The following is a 20246-nucleotide window of genomic DNA, read 5'->3' as shown; positions in this document are numbered from 1 at the left end:
CTCGCCTGGTTGAATATCTTCTTCAACCCGCACGTGCCACGTTTTGCAACGAGTATGTTGACACGTACATTTCCTGACGGGCAGGAAACTGGCTACTCCCCAACGACGGGCGCAACCTTAACATAATTTTAGAATATAAAACAATAACAGAAGCAGGTTATTTTGCTAACCAAATGATAACGATTTTCATTTCTTTTTTAAAGTGAATAATTCGTTAATGAATATCGTTAAAGAAACTGAATGAAATATAGCAGTGGCTATATTTCATTCGTTAAAAAAGGCAAAAAACATAGCGATGGCTATATTTTAACTTATTGAATTGAAATAAGAAGCTTGTATATCATTTCCAGATCGTCGATATTTCGTACACGAATAAGCAAGCGCCGTTGCTCTAATTGCACGACCAGTACACCATCTTCCGATAAATTCATCGCTTTAATTCGCTTATATTCAATCCAGATATTGGCGAAGAAAAAACCCTCTTTTTTGAAGATGATTTTGGGTATGCGGATCGCGAAAAGATATACCCCCATTAATGCCAGGGCAGATAATAGCCAGGTGGTGATAAGCGCTCCCTGGTTGGCAATATTGTTATAAATCAGTATGGCGATGAGGCCGACAAAAATAATGCCATCAACGCGATTGCGACGGAGCAGGGGGATAGTCAGCAGAACCGGGCCATGACGATGCGGCGTAATGAACTGGTCGTAAACCGCAAAGACGAGCAAGGCGAGAATAAACAGGATTAGCACCCAATCCGTGATTGTCATCGATCCTCCAAATAAAAAACCGGGGGCAAGCCCCCGGCGCACAACACGATGATTACTGACCCAGCAGGCCGATAGCGTAACCCACGATACCAATGACGAAGAAGCCAACGATGATCCACAGGGCGTTCACTTTCTTCCTCAACAGCCACATACAGGCGAAAGTCAACAGCAGCGGCACCAGTCCGGGCATCAACTGGTCAAGGATAGTCTGCACAGTGGTCACGCGCGTCTGACCATCTTGTCCGGTGATGGTGGACACCACCAGTGGAATATTCACGTGTGTCCACTTGTTAACCAGCGCCCCCATAACAAACAGGCCGAGAATGGACGCGCCTTCGGTCAGTTTTTGCAGGAAGCCGCCGCCCATGTCTTTAACGATATTGATACCTTTACGGTAACCATAGGCTACGCCGTAGTAACGCGTCAGCAGACGCACTGCGTTAAACAGGATGAAGAACAGCAGAGGGCCGAGCAGGCTGCCGCTCATCGCGATACCTGCGCCGAGCGCGGCGAATACCGGGCGGACGGTCCCCCAGAAGATAGGGTCGCCGACGCCGGCCAGCGGCCCCATCAGACCGACTTTGATACCGTTGATGGCGGCATCGTCGATTTCCGCGCCGTTAGCTCGCTGCTCTTCCATTGCCAGCGTTACGCCGAGAACCGGCGCCGCAACGTATGGGTGGGTATTGAAGAACTCAAGGTGACGTTTAATCGCCTGTTTACGCGCATCGTTGTTCTCCGGGTACAGACGACGAATCGCCGGCACCATAGAGAAGCAGAAGCCCAGGGCCTGCATACGTTCGAAGTTCCATGAACCCTGAAACAGGTTAGAACGAATGAACACGCCACGAATATCACTATGAGTGAGTTTTTTCTCGCTGGTAGTTTTAGTCATATCAACCATTTCGCTCACCTGTTAGTCCAGTTCGTTATCGAGATCGGTAGTACCAGCCGCCTGCGCTGGCGCACCCGCGACGCGGTTATATTTCGGGCTCAGCTGGATGTAGAGGATAGCCATCACCGTACCGATCACACCCAGAGCAACGAGGTTGAAATTGGTGAAGGCAGCGGTAACAAAGCCCAGATAGAAGAACGGCATCAGGTAGCCCGCACGCATCATATTGATGACCATCGCGTAACCAACTACCACGATCATGCCACCCGCAATGTTCAGCCCCCCGGTAACCACTTCCGGAATCGCGTTCAACATGCCCTGTACTTCGCTGGTACCGACGGATATCGCCACAATAACGGCGGGAATGGCGATACGCATGGCCTGCAGGAACAGGGATGACACGTGAATCCAGGAAATCGCTGTCAGGTTGCCGTTTTCTGCGGCTTTATCCGCAGCGTGCTGGAAGGCAACGGTGATGGTACGAACGATAATTGTCAGAACCTGGCCTGCCGCGGCCAGCGGGATAGCCAGCGCGATACCGGCGCCAATACTTTGATGGCCAGCGATAACCAGCACGGTAGAGATGATGGAGGCGAGGGCAGCATCCGGCGCAACGGCGGCACCGATATTCATCCAGCCCAGGGCGATCATTTCCAGGGTACCCCCGATAATGATACCGGTTTTCATATCTCCGAGAACGGCGCCAATCAGCGTACAGGCCACCAGAGGACGGTGAAACTGAAATTCATCAAGTACCGACTCCATACCCGCAATACACGCGACGATGAACACCAGCACAATCTGAAGAAAGGTAATCTCCATTGTACTTCTCCTGTTGATTAAGTGTTAAGTTGAAAATTGGGCTGTTGTCCGCAAGATGGCTTATTTCACCTTGCTGATTAGATCCATCATTTTCAGTTTCTGGTCGGTGGAAACTTTGCGGGCTTCCAGTTCGATACCGCGCGCATTCAGCTTTTTGAATGCTTCAATATCTTTCTCATCGACCGAAATGGCGTTGTTCACCTGCGTTTTGCCCTGGCGGAAAGCCATACCGCCAATATTAACGCTGGTGATTTTCACGCCGCCTTCAACAACGCGCTCAACATCCGTTGGGTTGGTAAATAGCAGCATAATGCGCTCGCCTGCGTATTTCGGGTTGTTATAGACGCGAATCATCTTCGCAACGTCTACAACGTGGGCGGTCACGCCCGGAGGTGCAACTTGAGTCAGCAACGTCTTACGCACGGTGTCCGCCGCAACTTCATCGCTGACGACGATAATGCGGGTCACATTCGTTTCTTTGGTCCAGCGCGTGGCGACCTGACCGTGAATTAAACGGTCATCAATACGCGCAAGCCCAATCACCATATAGTCGTCCGGACCCATTGGTTTCACCGGTGCGGCCGCTTTTGGCGCTGCGGCCTGCGCCGGCGCGGCCTTCTCTGCCGGCTTGGCCTTCAGCGCTTTTACACCTTCGCGACCGGTTTCCACCGCCAGGGCGACCAGTTCATCAAACGACGGGTTATCGTCACGCGCCATCAGCGTTTCTACCAGCATCGGGATGTTGACACCCGCGATGACCTCATAATGTTCTTTATCGACGACAATGCGGCTGGCGGCGTTAAACGGGCTGCCTCCCCATGTATCGACGAGAAATAACACGCCTTCTGCCGTATTCAGCGTTGCCAGTTGAGCGTTGTACTTTTCGATTAACGTTTCTGCGTTCTCCCCGGGAACGAAATCGATCCAGCCAACGTTTTCCTGTTCGCCCAGCAGCATTTCTGCTGTTTTCAACAGCTGTTCTGCAGCCCAACCATGTGTGCCTATTACAATAGCAATCGTCACTTGCTACCTCCTTTATAATCGTGAATGCATCATCTGTAGTGATACATCCTGAATCACTCTTGCGGACAAAATCGATTCAGTAAGGGTGTGAGATATAAAGTAATTACTACAGCGAATTATTTTAGATAGTGAAAAAATAAATAATGTGATGAAGCTCCGTTAATTATGCATCTACCGACAATTATTTTTTGGCGCAAAAAAATGGCCTGACTATTGCAAATTCAGGTAAATTTTTGCCAATCAGCCACGTTGTTTTGCTATGTTTATCTTTCGTTTAACTACTCAGGAGTATAGGGCATAGCCCGCTATATGGACCGTCACCGACGCCTTTTCACCTTCAGGCACCTGGCTGCCTCTTCCACCTGCTACATTTCTTTACCAGCAACAACTATCCCGTCTGAATATGAAACAGGGATGACTACGCCTGTCTTTAACTGGAGTTGCTCATGGAATTCTTAATGGATCCCTCTATCTGGGCCGGCTTACTGACGCTGGTCGTCCTCGAAATCGTGTTAGGTATCGACAACCTGGTATTTATCGCCATCCTTGCTGACAAGCTGCCGCCTAAGCAGCGTGATAAAGCACGCCTGATTGGCCTTACGCTGGCGTTGTTTATGCGCCTGGGTCTGCTGTCCGTCATTTCATGGATGGTGACGCTGACCAAACCGCTGTTCAGCGTTGCCGATTTCTCGTTTTCCGGGCGCGATCTGATCATGTTGCTCGGCGGGATATTCTTGTTGTTTAAGGCTACCACCGAACTGCATGAACGGCTGGAAAACCGCCAGCATGATGGGGGGCATGGTAAAGGGTATGCCAGTTTTTGGGTGGTTGTATTGCAAATTGTCGTCCTCGATGCTGTGTTCTCGCTTGATGCGGTGATCACTGCCGTCGGGATGGTAAACCATCTACCGGTAATGATGGCGGCGGTGGTCATTGCAATGGCGATGATGCTGTTGGCGTCGAAGCCGTTGACGAATTTTGTCAATCAGCATCCGACGGTGGTCGTGCTCTGTCTGAGTTTCCTGCTGATGATTGGCCTGAGCCTGGTGGCGGAAGGTTTTGGTTTCCACATACCAAAAGGGTATCTGTACGCCGCGATTGGTTTCTCGATAACCATTGAGTTCTTTAATCAGATCGCGCGGCGTAACTTTATCCGCCATCAGTCAACGTTGCCATTGCGCGCCCGTACTGCAGACGCGATCCTGCGTCTGATGGGCGGGCGTAAACAGCATGCCGCGGTACACGATAGCGATAGTGCCGCCGTGGTGCCGGTACCGGAAGGGGCATTTGCTGAAGAAGAGCGCTATATGATTAATGGCGTGTTGACGCTGGCGCAGCGTTCGTTGCGCAGCATTATGACGCCCCGCGGTGAAATTAGCTGGGTGAACGCCGAGCAAAGCGAAGACGAAATTCGTCGCCAGTTGCTCTCGTCACCACACAGCCTGTTCCCGGTGTGCCGTGGCGAACTGGATGAAATCATTGGTATTGTGCGGGCGAAAGAGATGCTGGTGGCGCTGGAAGCCGGTGAAAACGTTGCCGCTCTGGCTTCGGCCTCTCCGGCGATTGTGGTTCCGGAAACGCTTGACCCGATCAATCTATTGGGGGTTCTGCGCCGTGCCCGCGGTAGCTTTGTGATCGTGACCAATGAATTTGGCGTTGTGCAGGGGTTGGTGACGCCGCTGGACGTGCTGGAGGCGATTGCCGGCGAGTTTCCGGATGCTGACGAAACGCCAGAAATTATCCTTGATGGTGACGGCTGGCTGGTGAAAGGGTCAACTGATCTGCATGCGCTACAACAGGCTCTTGGCGTAGATGATTTGGTCGATGAGGACGAAGATATCGCGACGGTTGCCGGCCTGGTGATTGCCGTTAATGGGCATATTCCTCGTCCCGGCGATGAGCTTGAACTGCCGCCTTTACAGTTCACGATTGTGGAGGCTAATGACTATCGGGTCGATCTGGTGCGTGTTGTCAAAGTGCATCAGTACAGCGACGAAGAAGAGTAACCCTTATCTGTCGGTCTCATCGTGAGGCCGACAGATGCGCTCTACGACGATATGTCGCGACGTTTTGCGCTCGCCAGCCATTGTGGAAATTCATCTATCGGCATCGGGCGGGCGTAATAAAATCCCTGCAGTAAATTGACACCATTATCCCGCAGATACGCTTCCTGCTCGCGGGTCTCTACGCCTTCCGCAACCGTCACGATATTGAGTCGATGGGCCAGGGCGATGATCATGTCGGTTACCGTCGCGTTGACGCTATCAATACCAATCGCGCTAGTGAATGATTTATCAATTTTCAACACATCAGGGCGCAGCTTTTCCAGCCATGAGAGGGAACTGTTCCCGGTACCGAAGTCATCAACAGCCAGGAGCGCGCCCGCATTGTGCAGGTGCTCGGCCATGTGCTGATCGCCTTCCTGCAGCATGTCACGTTCGGTGAGCTCCACCACCAGTTGCTGCGGTGGATGGATGCTAAACCAGTAATGCTGTAAATCGCGCAGCAGCTCACCGTTGGCGAAATGGCGGGCGGCGACGTTAATGCCGATGTGAAAATGTTTGTCCTGAGGGAAAAGGGCCAGATTGTTCGCCGTGTGGGCGATGACATAACGCGTAAGCGGAACAATCAGGTTATGGGCTTCAGCGATCGGAATAAATACATCCGGTGAGATAGCGCCTTTGCGCGGATTATTCCATCTCAGCAGTATTTCAACGCCACAGCACTGACGGGTACGCAGGTCCTGCAGGGGTTGGCACCAGAGCGCAAACTCTTGCGCAGTAATACCGAGATTAATTTCACGAGAAAAGCTCATTCTTCCCGCGGTAGCCAGCCAGGCAATACCGGTCATTAGCAGGCTGATGATCAGCGCCAGGGGGAGCTCGCCGGGCAGTTCATGAAGGGCAACCGCCGAGGCGCCGGGACCGCTGACATTAATCGTAAAAGGAAATGCTGTTGATCGTTGACGGTAGATGATGCGCTCTCCCGATAATGCATCCTGATTAATTAGCCCTGTGCCGCTAATTAAGCTTTTTTCACCGACTTTAAGGCCAATACCGCTGATCAGCGGCGATTTCACGTTGAAAATTAACTTACCCAATAGCTCAATATTGATCACCAGCATTACGCCATCGGTACCGTTGCGCGAGTCGGGATACCACTGGATAAGAACCGGAGAACCTTTAAGCAGCGAGGCGTCGTTACTGAAGGTGAGTAAAGGGTGCGCGGTTGGCAACGCTGGCTGTAGTTGATTTATCGGGATATGACGTTGGCCGAAAATACTTGAACAGTAGAGTATTTTCGACTGGACCAGCGCGATGGATCGCACCGTTTGCAGCGCAGCTGCCAGTTTGCGTAGCGTCAGTTTCGCACCCTGACAGGGCGTGTTTATCAATTGCAGTAGCGTCGTGTGCTGTGCCTCAAGAGGGCGTAAAATGTTGTCCATCGCCACTACCATTTTGTCGGTAGCGGTCTGGACTTCTTGCTGATTTAAGCTACGCTGCGAAATAAATCGTATCACTAACGTTGTTGTCAGTGAGAATAGCGCGACCAGTAAGCAAACCAGGATGCGTCTTCTGCGATAGGCTGTTATAAACTTTTGTGCAGTCTGCATGCATGACGCCCTGTCGACGAAAAATATTGATCAGAGTAACAGTCGTTATAGAGCAAGTGTAGCCGGGCGCAGGTAATATAGAGAGGAAAAAGAAGAATATAGAGGGAAAAAAGAAGAATGCGCCGGCTGGCGCACTCGATGGCGCAATGATTAATCGCACTGAACTTTAATCGCCAGGCCGCCGCGCGACGTTTCCCGATATTTGGCGTTCATATCTTTACCGGTCTCATACATGGTCTCAATAACTTTATCGAGTGAGACGCGGGGTTCGCTGGTTCGGCGCATTGCCATTCGGCTGGCATTGATCGCTTTGACGGAGGCAATCGCGTTGCGTTCGATGCAGGGTACCTGAACCTGTCCGGCTACCGGGTCACAGGTCAGACCAAGATTGTGCTCCATACCAATTTCCGCCGCGATGCAAACCTGCTCCGGACTGGCGCCAAGAATCTCTGCCAGGCCCGCCGCCGCCATTGAACAGGCAACGCCGACCTCGCCCTGGCAACCGACCTCCGCGCCGGAAATGGAGGCGTTCATCTTGTACAGCGCGCCAATTGCGCCCGCGGCCAGAAAGTAGCGAATATAGATATCCGGGCTTACGGACTCGATAAAGTGATCATAGTAGGCCAGCACCGCCGGAACGATACCGCAGGCGCCGTTGGTTGGCGCTGTCACCACCCTTCCGCCAGCGGCGTTCTCTTCATTGACCGCCAGTGCGAACATATTTACCCAATCCACCACGTTCATTGGATCGCTGGAGAGTTTATCGCTGGCCACCAGCATCCGGCGCAGCGCCGAAGCACGGCGCGGGACCCGCAGCGGGCCAGGCAGGACGCCTTCGGTATTCATCCCGCGATCGATACAGGCGCGCATGGTCTGCCAGATATGCGCAAAATAGTCTTCAATCTCTTTTTTGCTGTGCAGCGCCAGCTCGTTTTGCATCACCATGCCGGAGAGCGACATCCCGGTCTCTTTACAGAAGCCCAGCATCTCCTGCGCGGATTTAAACGGATATGGAACGGCGAGCTCATTAACGTTCTCTTTGCCGAAATGTTCCTCATCAACGATAAAACCACCGCCGATGGAATAATAGGTTTTACTGTAGATTTCCCGGTCGCCAGCCCAGGCGTGGATGGTCATGCCGTTTTCATGTAGCGGCAGGTTGTCGCTACGAAAGCGCATGCCGTCATCATGGGGAAAGTCGACTTCATGCTGCCCTTGCGCCAGCAGCAGGCGACCGCGCGCTTCAACGTCACGGATAAATGCCGGAATCGCGTCAATATCGACCGTATCGGGCTGATTGCCCGCCAGTCCCATGATAATGGCGACATCCGTATGGTGGCCTTTGCCGGTTAATGACAGTGAGCCGTAGACATCAACCGCTACGCGCGTCACCGCATTAAGCAATCCTTTTTCGACCAGGTCATCGACGAACTGTTTCCCGGCTTTCATCGGGCCTACAGTATGGGAAGATGAGGGACCGATCCCCACCTTGAACATGTCGAATAGACTAATCACGCTAACACTCCTGACAGGGTTACCGCAGGTACGGTAACGATGTAATAATTGCGCATAGTGTAAGAGGGAACCGTGCTATCAGCTGAAGTATTCACATGAATTAAACTAATGGATAACTGCGGATTTACTAATGCTGACCGCCCCGTTTGCATTTAAGTATAGCTAAGGTCGGGAACCTATCTGTAGCGCCAGCTCGCGAATGATACCGGCGGTCATTCCCCAGACAAAATAGTGCTGATACCACGATAACCAGACACGATGGGCATTGCCGCGACGATAGATATCCAGCGGATGGTAGCGGCCCAGACGCAGCGCCTCCGCAAGCGGCATTTCGAAAACCGCCGCCACTTCATCCTGGCTGGCGTGGTAGTGCAGATTGGACGGAATAATACCCACCACCGGTGTGACCTGAAAACCCGTCACGCTATCGACCGGCGGCAGAACGCCGATAACGTCAACCGACTCTGGCGGGATCGCCACCTCTTCCTGCGCCTCGCGCAGCGCGGCGGCAATCAGCGTAGCATCGCTGTTATCCACCGCGCCGCCGGGGAAGGCCACCTGACCGGCATGTTTACGCAACCATGGTGAACGCTGGGTCAGCAGTAACCCCGGCTGTGGACGACGGACAATCGGCACCAGCACCGCCGCCTGACGCGGATTGAGCGCGTGACGCGAAGGGTGCGGCCGCAGAAGCTGGAAACGGGAAAGAAAGTCGTCAAGTTCGAGGGCGCTGTCCGCCATGTTCTAGCTCTCCAGTTGATGCAGGATACGGTTAACTTTATCAAACGTTTCCTGATATTCTGCCGCTTCTTCGCTATCGGCGACAATACCGCCGCCTGCGGAGCAGTGGATCTGTCCGTGGCAGGCCGTCAGCGTACGGATGGTAATACTGGTATCCATATTGCCGCAGAAGCTGAGGTATCCGATGCTCCCGCACCAGGCGTTACGCCGTTGCGGCTCCAGCTCATCAATGATCGCCATCGCTCTGACCTTCGGTGCGCCGGTTATGGAACCGCCGGGAAAGGCCGCGCGTAGTAAATCAGCGGCGTGCAGATGGGAAGGGAGTCTGGCGGTAATGGTGCTGACCAGATGATGTACGGCCGGGAATGGCTCAACCACAAACAGCTCAGGGACGTGAACGCTGCCGGGTACGGCAACCCGGCCAATATCGTTACGCATTAAATCGACGATCATCAAATTTTCCGCGCGGTCTTTTGGCGAATTCGCCAGCTTTCGCGCCTGTTGTTCGTCCTGCTCAGGGTCGCTAAGCCTTGGCAGGGTGCCCTTAATTGGCCGGGTCTGTATTTCACCTTGTTGCAGTTGTATAAAACGCTCTGGCGACAGGCTTAATATGGCGCCTTCATGCAGACGGATAAAGGCGCTGAAGGGGGCGCGATTGGCGTGGTTAAGCTGACAGAAAGCCTGCCACTCATCTCCGCGATAGTGCGCGGTAAACCGCTGCGCCAGGTTAACCTGATAGCAGTCGCCGCTGTGCAGATAAGCCTGAATCTGGCGAAACTTTTCGCCGTATTCTTCGCGGCTCATATTTGAGCACCATTCAGATGTCAGTTCAAAAGGTGCGGCGGTGACGGCGGTTTGAGCTTCCAGCCACGCCAGACGGGTTTGCGGGTCGTCATAACTGAACAGCGAGACTTCCTGGCGCTGATGATCGACAATCAGCGCCCAGTCATAGATCCCGACCGCCATATCGGGCAGGGAGATATCCGCCTCCGCTTGAGACGGCAGGGTTTCAAAGCGGCGGCCAAGATCGTAGCCGAACAGCCCCAGCGCGCCGCCGAGAAACGGCAGATGCGGGTGAGCCGACGGTTGCAGGTGATAATGCGTCAGTTGCTGATTCAGCAATGCCAGCGGATCGGCCATTGACGTCGAGACGGCTTCCCCCTCGACTATCGCGGTAGTTTGGCCGTGAGTAACCAGCGTTGCGCGCGGTTGGGCGACGATAATGTCGAACCGGCTATGCGCATGTTCGGCAAAACCGGAGTGCAGCAGCATTGCCCAGGGCTGCGAACTTAATGGGGCAAAATAGTGTTCAGCGGCATCCGGACGCCAGGGCAGGGAGATAATCGCGGGGGACAACATCGTCTTCTTCTATCCTGATCGTTACCGCCCGCTGGTATCCAGCAGGACGGCGTGAAATAATTACGCCCCACAATGTAGCAGGAGTGTGTGATGTTTGCAGGTTTACCTTCGCTGAGCCATGAGCAACAGCAGAAAGCAGTCGAACGAATTCAGGAGTTGATGTCGCAGGGGATGAGCAGCGGCCAGGCTATCGCTTTAGTGGCAGACGAACTGCGCGCCTCGCATACCGGCGATCGGATTGTGGCGCGCTTTGAGGATGAAGACGAGTAAGTAATCGGTATTGTTCTTAAATGCCGCCTTCCGTGAGCGGAAGGATCACATCAGGTATTCGCCCGGGATCGTCGTGCAGCGTCACGTGCGCCACACGGTCACCGCGCCAGAAGGTAATTTGCGTACCGCCTGGCGTATGATGCACGTTAACTTCCGTCAACGGCGCGTTGTTCGCCAGATCCCACAGACACACAAAACGCGCCTGCGGGAGATGATTACGCATCACCAGATAGCTGAGATTGCTTATCGCCGGGTTATCGGGCGCTAGTCCCTGCCACAGTTCGCCATCGCCAGCCAGCCAGAGCGCAACGGTATCGCCGCCGCGCGCAAAGTGGCGCGGCTGACAGCCGTGCAGCGGCGTCATGGTCGAACCGGTCATATGCCGTAGCGGCCCGCTGAGCGAGAAGGGCTGCGGCTTGCCGCTCTGATCCAGCGCCTGCGCTGCCAGATGTAACGTCCAGTCGAGCTGCTGGTGATGCGGGTTTTCCACCGTCGACAGATCGATCAGCACATCTTCAAGCCACAGCAGGCGACGGCGAAAGCGGATGTCTCGCCAGGCCGCCGTGTCCCACTCGACGTGGCTATGGCTGTTTAATTCCGGCGGCGGCTTGCCCCAGTCGGTTTCGCTATCCAACCAGAAAAAATCATCGTTCATCTGCCAGGCCAATACCACTGGGTTGGCGGGCGGTTGATTGCTCTGGTTGACCGTCAGCGTGTTGTGGGTTGCGCTGTTTTTGTAATAGTCATAGTGCATTTTCGCCCCGTAACCGGTGGTGCCGGGATCCGGCAGCAGCCAGCCGTCGCGCTGCCACAGCATCAGGCTCAGGCGATCGTAATGGTCGTGCTCCCCTCCCCACGGACTGTGTTTAATCAGCACTGCCTGACGTTGCTGAGGGCGTCGCCACAGTGTCAGGCCCGCGCCTGGCGCAAACAGCGATTGCTGGGGGATAAGCGTTATAGGCTCTTCAGGCAGCGGCTGGTCGCGCCACAGCAAGGTTTCACGCTCATCAGGTTCAGTGTTGATGAACTGCAGTACGGCGGCGTAGAGCGGATCTCGCCAGATAAACCAGGCAAATTCGTAGAGATCCCGATGATACAGTTTCTCTTGTCCGGCAAGGCAATCATTTAACCGCGGGAAGGTGCCGTCCGGCAGTAGTAACGAGAGCGGGAAGCGCAGCATAGGTTGATACCAGGGACCATCAAGCAGGCTCCAGCGAGTGCCGCGCGCCAGCTTCTCAAAGGCAAAAAAGCCCTGTAGCGCGTAATAGTGGTAGTGAATGGAACCTTCAAACCACAGCCCTTCCGCCAGCAGGCCGTTTTCCAGTTGCCAGCGCAGACCGTATGGCTGGTTAACGGCAAACTCCAGCAGACTCTCATCTTCGAGGATGAAGCCCAGCACCCCCAGTGCTGCGCTGATTTTGACTTCATGATTATGGATCTGCGGGCTGCGATGTTCACGCAGAAACTCTGCCGCGCAGCGCAGCAGATTATCGCTAATGTGTTGCTGTTCGGCAGGCGTTAAACTGTCGGCAATAAAGTCATAACCCAACGCCATCTCCAGAATGCAGTTGGCTTCGCACAGCGTCTGCGCGTTCATCTTGCCTGGGCCGTTGTGGGGAATATTTCCGTGGACTTCATAGCCGGGATAAACGTCCGCATAGCCCATCAGTAACGCGCGTACTTTGTCGCGGTACTGCTGCTGTTCGGTCAGACGCCACATCAGTCCAAGCTGCTGGCATGCGCCGGCGTTGCGGCCATTCATCTCGCGCCACCAGGCGCCGTCCCACGGCTCACCGCTAAAAACCGCATTGTCGACCGGGCAGATGTGCTGGTGGGGGGTATCCGCCTGCCATGTCAACCGCACGCCGTGATGCGGACAAAAGTAGTAAAGGTTCCAGGTGGCTATCCCGGTCTGCGGGATGCGTATTGCCGCGTCGAGAAGCGGTTGTGAATCTTTCACGAGCCGTTCAAGTAGACCGTTATCGCCGACTGCACGTATGGCAATGTCGGGCCAGAGCCCAGAAAATTGTTTCATCAGTGGTTATCCTTGACCTCTGCCGGCACGGGGAGTGGGGCAATAAGGGTGGTGATATCGTCGGGGTATTTCGCCCGCAGCCACTGCGCTTTGTCGCGAAACAGCGGGTCGTCAGGCCAGGCGTGCGCGGCGGTGGCGATATTGCGCAGCGCTTTTTTGTCGTCCATTTTATCGAGATCTTTCCAGGGCCACGGCGTGTTGCTGTTAATAAACCCGGCGATGTACTGATAGCCTTTGCGCAGGCTATGGTCGTCGAGGGTGAAATTCCAGATATCGACGCCCACTTTCTCGCCCAGACGGCCCAGGCGGTTATAGGCCTCAAGGTTGAAGTTGCTGTAGTGCCACGGGCGGGTGCGCTCCAGCTCGGCTATCTGGCGGCCTTCGACATCAAACTGCCCGGCAATGCGCCGCAGCTGAGTGATGTACAGGCGCTTTTTCGCCGCTTCGGTTTTACCGCTGAACAGAGCGAAGGTGGCGGCCTGCATATCAAAATAACTGCCGTGGTTGTTGTGCCAGTTTTCCTCTTCAAAGCCATTCTGGCTGGTGGTCATCCAGTGGTAAAATTCACCGAACCACTGTTTTAACTCTGTAACGTCCTTTCCGCTGAGGGCATCTGATGATTGCAGCAGGGCGATAGCGTCAACCACCTCGACCAGCGCGCGGCTATCAATAATACCGATGCCGCGTCCGGTGTTAATGCCGGGAATGGCCTGTGCGTATTGCAGGTTGGGGGTCATACGCGTCTTCGGATCGAGGAACCAGGTCTTTAACTGAGCCGCCGCCTTTTGCGCGTAGCGATCGTCCCGGGAGAAGTACCACGCCAGCGCCAGGGTTGACACATCGTTGCTCATCTTCACCAGCCGGTTTTTGTCGGTGGCGTCGCTATTGGCGTCCGGATTGGTTTGCCCGTCTTTGCGGATATACGGCAGCCCGTCTTTGGTCTCCGGGTTCGGCCACCAGTATGGCGGGAAGCTGTAATAGTCGTGCTTATTGCCGCTGGCGGCGACCAGCGTTTTGTCCATCACTGAGAACAGTGGGTGCCTGAGCGCCAGATCGGCTTTTTTCAGCAGCGCCGCTTGCGCCTGGATAAATAGCGGATCGTTGGCGGCGATCCGCTGACGGCTAAAGGCTAAATCTTTTCCGTCAAGCGTGTATGGCTCGGCGGCATACAGAGAGGCGCTCATGCCGGAACAGAACAGCACAACGCATAACAAACCTCGGCGAGGTATTGAGTTCATAGTAATGACCCTTCTGCAAATATGGGGAAAGATAATGACAGAATTATACTCGTCACGTATTTAAACGACATGTAAAGCCAGTGGTTTAATTAAAAAATAATCTATTTGAATATACGATGGCGTGCAGTGTAAAAGACAAAGTGATTTTTTTTGTGATATCCATCAAGGTTATCGGGATGGATAAAAAATGACTTTTTTAATGCAACGTGTATCACGGAATTTCGCGTTTTTCTAAAATTTTTTAATGGTTAAATAAAATCAGCAAATTTATAATTAATTGAATTTAATGGTTATTAATTATTTGTCACTTTTTTTGTCACTTTTTGATGTGATCTGACTCAACTTTTTGATTTTTGAAACGCAATTTCTTTTTTGTGTGGTTGTATTGGGGAATGTATTTCTATTTAATGAATGGAAATATTTTTTACATCTGTTGTATTAACTTCTGAATGCTATTCAAATTCCTTGATGTGTATTAATTGAGAATTGAATTACCTTTGTGCCCTACAATAAAGGATATGCAATTATGTCTGCGAATAAATTACGTTCATTATTACTTCTTACCGCACTCGGACTCGGCGCAGGTCAGAGCTATGCCGCTACCCTGAACGTCTGGATTCGCGCCAGCAACGATTCCAAAAATATCTACAAACAAGAGGCGGAGAAGTTTGAAGAAAAAACCGGTATCAAGATTGAGTACTTCAATGCGACCACCGATTTTGAACAGCGTCTGGCGCGCGCTACGGCGGGCAATGCCTTACCTGACCTGATTTTTAACGATGCGGCGTCGCTGGGGCAGTTTATCCAGCTCGGGATTGCCGATGAAATTGAGCCGAAAAAGATTACCGGTAGCGACCAGCTGTTCGAGACCGCCTGGGATAGTACGCGCTATATCGATGGTAAATACTATGGTGTACCAACCTCGGCGCAGACCTTCGCCCTGTTCGTGCGCAAAGACTGGCGTGAAAAACTGGGGCTGCCGCAGCCTAAAAACTGGGACGATATCCAGACCCTGGCGAAAGCCTTTACCACTCAGGATCCTGATGGCAACGGCAAAAATGATACCTATGGCTTTATTGTTCCCGCCTCCACCACCCGCGGTTATGCCAGTTGGTTTATGAGCAGCTTTATCTGGCAGGCGGGTGGCGATTTTGTCAAAGAGAGTAACGGCAAATTTAGCGCCTCGCTGAATACCCCGGAAGTGACTCAGGCGATGAGCTTTATGCGCACAATGATGTGTGAAAAAGTGACCCAGCCGGGCGCGATTAACGCCACCACAGCTGATGTCATCCCATCTTTTCGTTCCGGGCAAAGCGGCATGTTCTTCAGTGGCCCATACCATATCGCGCTGTTTGATAAAGATCCGGGCAAAGATAACTACGAAGTCGTGCCGGTAATCGGGCCAAAAGGCGAAGCCACGCTTGCTGAGGGCACCACGGTCTTTATGATGAAGAGCAGTAAACAAAAAGAGGCGGCGCGTAAATTCATCGAATTTATGATCTCGCCGGAGGGTCAGGAAATCGGCATGGGCAAAGGGAGTAAGCACATTCCGGTGGTGCGTTTGCCGGTTAATAAGAATGTCGACGTCAAAGCCGTTTATCAGGACACTCGCTGGGAAACCTTCGCTAACCTGTACAACCAGCAGGGGCGCTACGTGCCGCAAATTCCAAACTGGACGCCGGTGCGTCAGGTCACTGCTGACGGCTTTAATCGTATTTTTGCCGACTGTAACAGCGAGATTGCCGCCGAGCTGAAGACCATCGACGGCAAGGTTAACGCCGAGCTGGAAAAACAAAATGTGCTGGCTAACTGAGGATCGACGTTATGACGCTGCATGAGACGAAGTCCGCGTCGCAAAAGCAAGCCGCTGCGCCCGACGCGAGCGGCTGGCTGAATGAAAAACGTAAACGGGCGCTGATCCCCTGGCTGTTTTTAGCGCCTGCGCTGATTATTTTTAGCTGGTTTAAGTTCATCCCGATGATTCAAGGTCTGGTGATGAGCTTTTATAAGGTTAACTTTAACCAGCCCAATGAATGGGTCGGATTCGATAACTTCACCCGCGCCTTTGCTGACGCAGAATTGCATGCGGCTGTGGTGAACACGTTGCTGTACGTGGTAGTGACGATGTTCGCTGCCGCTATCCTGGCGTTTTTCCTTGCTATGCTGCTGGAAGGTCCTGCGCGCCATTTGCGTTTTATTCGAACCGCCATCTTTTTACCGGCCGTCACCAGCGCGGCGATTGTCGCCGAAATGTGGCGCATTCTGTTTAACCCGACGCCAAACGGCGTGGTTAACCATATTCTCAGCTGGTTCGGCGTGGCCGATCAGGGCTTCCTCGCCAGCTCCGATCAGGCGCTGGGGGTCATCATGCTGCTGCATATCTGGAAAGCGGTGCCCTACAACATGGTGATCTTTATTGCCGGTCTGGCGGGGATCAGCCGCGACCTGTACGACGCGGCGAATGTTGACGGCGCCAATTGGTGGAACCGCCTGCGCTACGTCACGCTGCCCGGCATGATCCCGGCGCTCTCGGTGGTACTGATGCTCTCTTTTATTCGTGGTTTCCGCGTGTTTGCGGAAGTGTACGCCACCACTGGCGGGGGGCCATCTAACGCCACGGAAATGATCATGACCCACATCTATAAACTTGGTTTTGAGCAGTTTGACTATGGCTACGCCTCAGCGGTGTCGTTCCTGCTGTTCACCTTTACAGTGATCTTAACCATCTGTCATCTGACGCTGAAAAAACGTATCGCACGTTATTAAGGAGCCGTGATGTTAAGTAAACGTTGGGATACCGCAGGACGCTGGTGTATCTACACGCTGCTGCTGATTGTCTTTGTCGGGCCGTTCTGGGGCATCGTCGCCACCGCATTCAGTGGCGCACCGGTTAAACCGGGTGAGCTGCTGGCCTGGCCGCATCAGTTCTCGTTTGAAAACTTCATCTTTGCGTGGATGGATATCGGCGTCTGGCAGTATCTGCTGAACTCAATTCTGGTGGTGTTCTTCGGTACCATTATGCAGGTGTCGGTAAGTGCGCTGGCGGCTTATGCGCTGGCGCGTAAGAAGTTTCGCGGCGTGGCGCTGGTTAGCCTGGTGATTTTGTCCACCATGATGTTGCCGGAAGAAGTGATTGCCATTCCGCTGTATATGATCATCAACTGGCGACTGCCGTTGATCGATGCCTCGCTTTATAACAGCTACCTCGGGATGATTTTGCCGGTGGTGGGCTGGGCGTTCTCGATCTTCGTATTGACCGAATTTATGTCGGCGATTCCGAAAGAGCTGGAAGAGGCGGCACGAATAGACGGCGCCAACGAATGGCAAATCTTCTTCCACGTGATCCTGCCGCTGGTCAAACCGGCGCTCGGCACGGTGGTCACCTTTGGCTTCATTATGATTTGGGATCAGTACCTGTTGCCGCTGATTGTGGTCAACCAGGACAGCCTGAATACCATTCCGGTGATCCTTGGCACGCTGCGTACCGATGAGAGCATCACACCGAATATCTTTATCGCCATTACGCTACTGGCGATGCTGCCCAGCATCATCGTCTACCTGGGTCTGCAAAAACATTTCAATCGCGGGATCATGTCCGGCGCGGTCAAAGGATAAGGAGTTACCGATGGGATCTGTTGTACTGAATAGCGTGCGTAAATCGTATGGCGATGCGCAGGTCATTAAAGACGTGTCGCTGACTATCCCGGACGGCGAGTTTTGCGTCCTTGTCGGGCCCAGCGGCTGCGGGAAATCTACGCTGCTGCGCATGATCGCCGGCCTTGAGGAGATTTCCGGCGGCGAGGTGCATATCAACGAACGCAACGTCACCGATGTGGAACCGAAGCTGCGCGATATTGCGATGGTGTTCCAGAGCTACGCGCTCTACCCGCAGATGACGGTGCGTGAAAATATGGGCTTTGCCCTGAAGATGGCGCGTCTGCCGAAAGCGGATATCAACCAGAAGGTTAATGAAGCCGCTGCGCTGCTGGGACTGGAACCGCTGCTGGAGCGTTTGCCGAAAGATCTCTCAGGAGGCCAGCGCCAGCGTGTGGCGATGGGGCGGGCCATCGTACGTAAGCCGCAGGTGTTTTTATTTGATGAACCGCTCTCGAATCTTGATGCCAAGCTGCGTACTCAGGTGCGAGGCGAAATTCGCGAGCTGCATCGTCGGCTGAAAACTACCTCCGTGTATGTCACCCACGATCAGATTGAAGCCATGACAATGGGACAGATGATCGTCGTGTTGCGCGATGGGCGCATTGAGCAGGCGGGCACGCCGCTGGAACTGTATGACCAGCCCGCGAATCTGTTCGTCGCCGGGTTTATTGGCTCGCCGGAGATTAATCAGCTCCCGGGTGAGGTGGTTCTGAGTGGCGACGCGACCAGTCTGCGTCTGAAAGATGGTTCGCTGCTGGCTTTGCCTGCCGGGTTACAGGTGCGGCATGGCCAGCAGGTGGTGTATGCGATCCGCCCTGAGCAGGTCAATGTGGTCCATGAGGCCCGGGATGACGCTCTGGCGGCGAAGGTCACGGCGGTGGAAAATACCGGTTCGGATATGCAACTGTTCTGCGATACCGGCGGCGGCGCGTTCACCTCGGTATTCAAACAGAGGCTGGCAGTGAAAGAGGGCGACAGTATCTGGTTGCAGCCCAGGCTCTCCGGCGTGCATATTTTCGATGCGCAAAGCGGCCAGCGCATCGCGTGCCAGGAGGGAAATTAAGGTGGCGATGAAGCTGTATACTCTTGATGAAACCTGCCTGGAAAACGCGCGCGCGGGCTTAAAGCAGCCGTTCTCGCCGCTGCAACTGGCGCTCAGTAAGCTGGTGGCGGAGGCTGATATTCTGCGGCGTGAAGCGCCGGAGAGTGTGGTGCATAAAAAACTGCGTCCGGTGAGCGGCGATGCGCACGATTATTACAGTCTGGGCACCTACTGGTGGCCGAACCCACGGCGGCCAAACGGGCTGCCCTATATTCGCCGCGATGGGCATGTCAACCCGCAATGTGAAAATAACGACACCGATACCTCGCGCATTATCCGCATGTGCGAGCGGTGCCTGACGCTGGGGCTGGCGTGGTATTTCACCGGTCAGCGTCAGTATGCGCAGGCGGCCGCGCAGCAGATCCGCTGCTGGTTTCTTGATACCGATACGCGCATGAATCCGCATCTTAACTACGGCCAGGCAATCCCGGGGATTGTCTCCGGGCGCGGTACCGGGCTTATCGACACTCGCTTGCTGTGGATGGTGGTGGATACTATCGGGCTGATTAATACGGCGAGCGTGCTGAATACCGATGATATTATCGGCCTGCATCAGTGGTTCCGTGATTTTAATCACTGGATGTATTACAGCGAAATCGGCCACTCCGAGTACGTCTGGCACAACAACCACGGCACCTGGTATGACGCTCAGCGCACGGTTAATGCGCTGTTCTACGGCGATAAAGGGTTAGCTGCGCGGATCATTGAGCAGGGGATCACCCAGCGTATGGCGGCGCAGATTGACCAGGACGGCAAGCAGACGATGGAGCTGGAGCGCACTATTCCGTTCCACTACTCGCTGTTTAATCTGGAGGCGCATCTGTTGCTTAACCGCTACGCCGAGCATGTTGAGTTCGATCGCTGGAATGCTATCCGCGACGGGCGTGGAGTGAAGCAGGGGATTGATTATCTGGTGCCGTTTATCCGCGAACCGGATCTCTGGCCGTATAGCGATTTGCAGGGGATTGTCTGGGATAGCGCGCTGCGGGTGCTGCTGCAGTCAGTACGGGGCTATGCAAAGCAATCGGCCAGTTACCGCGAAGCGCTGAAGTGTTTGCCGCAGGAGACGCTACAGTTAAGGGAACAGCTGATGTGGTGCGCGGGTTGATAGAAACTAAATTCCAGGCCTGATAAGCGCAGCGCCATCAGGCTCGGTGCGGTAAGATGCCGGATGGCGGCGTTGCCTTATCCGGCGGACATGATTGC

At 53.9% G+C, this 20246-nt stretch carries 17 protein-coding genes; 7 read left to right on the top strand and 10 right to left on the bottom strand.

The features are described 5' to 3' along the window. Positions 1-311: 311 nt before the first annotated feature. The 4 genes from ABK821_RS11395 to manX are packed head-to-tail and all read right to left on the bottom strand — an operon-like array spanning position 312 to position 3510. Positions 312-770, bottom strand: a complete 459-nt coding sequence (locus tag ABK821_RS11395; RefSeq protein ID WP_343178689.1) for a DUF986 family protein — start codon at positions 768-770, stop codon at positions 312-314. Positions 771-822: 52 nt separating this feature from the next. Next, the gene (locus ABK821_RS11390) at positions 823-1674 is read right to left on the bottom strand and encodes a PTS mannose transporter subunit IID (protein WP_138360224.1); all 852 of its coding nucleotides are present in this window, start codon (positions 1672-1674) and stop codon (positions 823-825) included. A gap of 12 nt (positions 1675-1686) precedes the next feature. Further along, positions 1687-2487, bottom strand: coding sequence for a PTS mannose transporter subunit IIC (manY, locus tag ABK821_RS11385; RefSeq protein ID WP_343178688.1), 801 nt, complete (start codon positions 2485-2487; stop codon positions 1687-1689). A 60-nt stretch (positions 2488-2547) separates the two neighbouring features. After that, positions 2548-3510, bottom strand: coding sequence for a PTS mannose transporter subunit IIAB (manX, locus tag ABK821_RS11380; protein WP_138360226.1), 963 nt, complete (start codon positions 3508-3510; stop codon positions 2548-2550). Between the two features lie 446 nt (positions 3511-3956). On the opposite strand from manX, the gene yoaE reads away from it, so the two are divergent. Next, positions 3957-5516 carry a CNNM family cation transport protein YoaE gene (gene yoaE / locus ABK821_RS11375; RefSeq protein WP_138360227.1) on the top strand — a complete coding sequence of 520 codons (1560 nt, stop codon included), beginning with the start codon at positions 3957-3959 and terminating at the stop codon, positions 5514-5516. Between the two features lie 41 nt (positions 5517-5557). Here the strand turns inward: yoaE and ABK821_RS11370 are convergent, their stop codons facing one another. The 4 genes from ABK821_RS11370 to pabB form a co-directional block, all read right to left on the bottom strand. Continuing rightward, positions 5558-7123, bottom strand: coding sequence for an EAL domain-containing protein (locus ABK821_RS11370; protein ID WP_343178687.1), 1566 nt, complete (start codon positions 7121-7123; stop codon positions 5558-5560). A gap of 150 nt (positions 7124-7273) precedes the next feature. Continuing rightward, the gene (sdaA, locus tag ABK821_RS11365) at positions 7274-8638 is read right to left on the bottom strand and encodes an L-serine ammonia-lyase (RefSeq protein ID WP_142501477.1); all 1365 of its coding nucleotides are present in this window, start codon (positions 8636-8638) and stop codon (positions 7274-7276) included. Between the two features lie 162 nt (positions 8639-8800). Then, positions 8801-9379 carry a CoA pyrophosphatase gene (locus ABK821_RS11360; protein WP_138360230.1) on the bottom strand — a complete coding sequence of 193 codons (579 nt, stop codon included), beginning with the start codon at positions 9377-9379 and terminating at the stop codon, positions 8801-8803. A gap of 3 nt (positions 9380-9382) precedes the next feature. After that, the gene (gene pabB, locus ABK821_RS11355) at positions 9383-10738 is read right to left on the bottom strand and encodes an aminodeoxychorismate synthase component 1 (RefSeq protein WP_138360231.1); all 1356 of its coding nucleotides are present in this window, start codon (positions 10736-10738) and stop codon (positions 9383-9385) included. 90 nt (positions 10739-10828) lie between these two features. On the opposite strand from pabB, the gene ABK821_RS11350 reads away from it, so the two are divergent. Beyond that, positions 10829-11008 carry a YoaH family protein gene (locus tag ABK821_RS11350; RefSeq protein ID WP_004103292.1) on the top strand — a complete coding sequence of 60 codons (180 nt, stop codon included), beginning with the start codon at positions 10829-10831 and terminating at the stop codon, positions 11006-11008. A gap of 16 nt (positions 11009-11024) precedes the next feature. Here ABK821_RS11350 and ABK821_RS11345 read toward each other — a convergent pair whose 3' ends face one another. After that, positions 11025-13043 (bottom strand): heparinase II/III family protein, encoded by a 2019-nt coding sequence (locus ABK821_RS11345; protein ID WP_138360232.1) that lies wholly within the window; start codon positions 13041-13043, stop codon positions 11025-11027. After that, entirely contained in the window at positions 13043-14281 is a 1239-nt protein-coding gene (locus ABK821_RS11340) for an alginate lyase family protein (RefSeq protein ID WP_138360233.1), read from the bottom strand. Before ABK821_RS11340 ends, ABK821_RS11345 begins: the two co-directional genes overlap by 1 nt. A gap of 526 nt (positions 14282-14807) precedes the next feature. Here ABK821_RS11340 and ABK821_RS11335 point away from each other — a divergent pair. The 5 genes from ABK821_RS11335 to ABK821_RS11315 are packed head-to-tail and all read left to right on the top strand — an operon-like array spanning position 14808 to position 20148. Beyond that, positions 14808-16094, top strand: a complete 1287-nt coding sequence (locus ABK821_RS11335) for a sugar ABC transporter substrate-binding protein (protein ID WP_138360234.1) — start codon at positions 14808-14810, stop codon at positions 16092-16094. Between the two features lie 11 nt (positions 16095-16105). Beyond that, positions 16106-17047, top strand: a complete 942-nt coding sequence (locus ABK821_RS11330; RefSeq protein ID WP_241675619.1) for a carbohydrate ABC transporter permease — start codon at positions 16106-16108, stop codon at positions 17045-17047. Between the two features lie 9 nt (positions 17048-17056). Next, positions 17057-17896: a carbohydrate ABC transporter permease gene (locus tag ABK821_RS11325; RefSeq protein WP_138360235.1), complete on the top strand. Its 840-nt coding sequence runs from the start codon at positions 17057-17059 to the stop codon at positions 17894-17896. Positions 17897-17906: 10 nt separating this feature from the next. Then, a complete protein-coding gene (locus ABK821_RS11320; protein WP_138360236.1) occupies positions 17907-19001 on the top strand; it encodes an ABC transporter ATP-binding protein in 1095 nt (364 codons plus the stop codon). Positions 19002-19008: 7 nt separating this feature from the next. Continuing rightward, entirely contained in the window at positions 19009-20148 is a 1140-nt protein-coding gene (locus tag ABK821_RS11315) for an alginate lyase family protein (RefSeq protein ID WP_138360237.1), read from the top strand. Positions 20149-20246: the final 98 nt, after the last annotated feature.

Origin of the sequence: Klebsiella sp. KE9456 (genome assembly GCF_043832615.1) — a bacterium.
Taxonomy (GTDB): Bacteria; Pseudomonadota; Gammaproteobacteria; order Enterobacterales; family Enterobacteriaceae; genus Klebsiella; species Klebsiella indica.
Note: the sequence above shows the minus strand (reverse complement) of the source record. Positions and strands in the feature narration are given on the sequence as shown.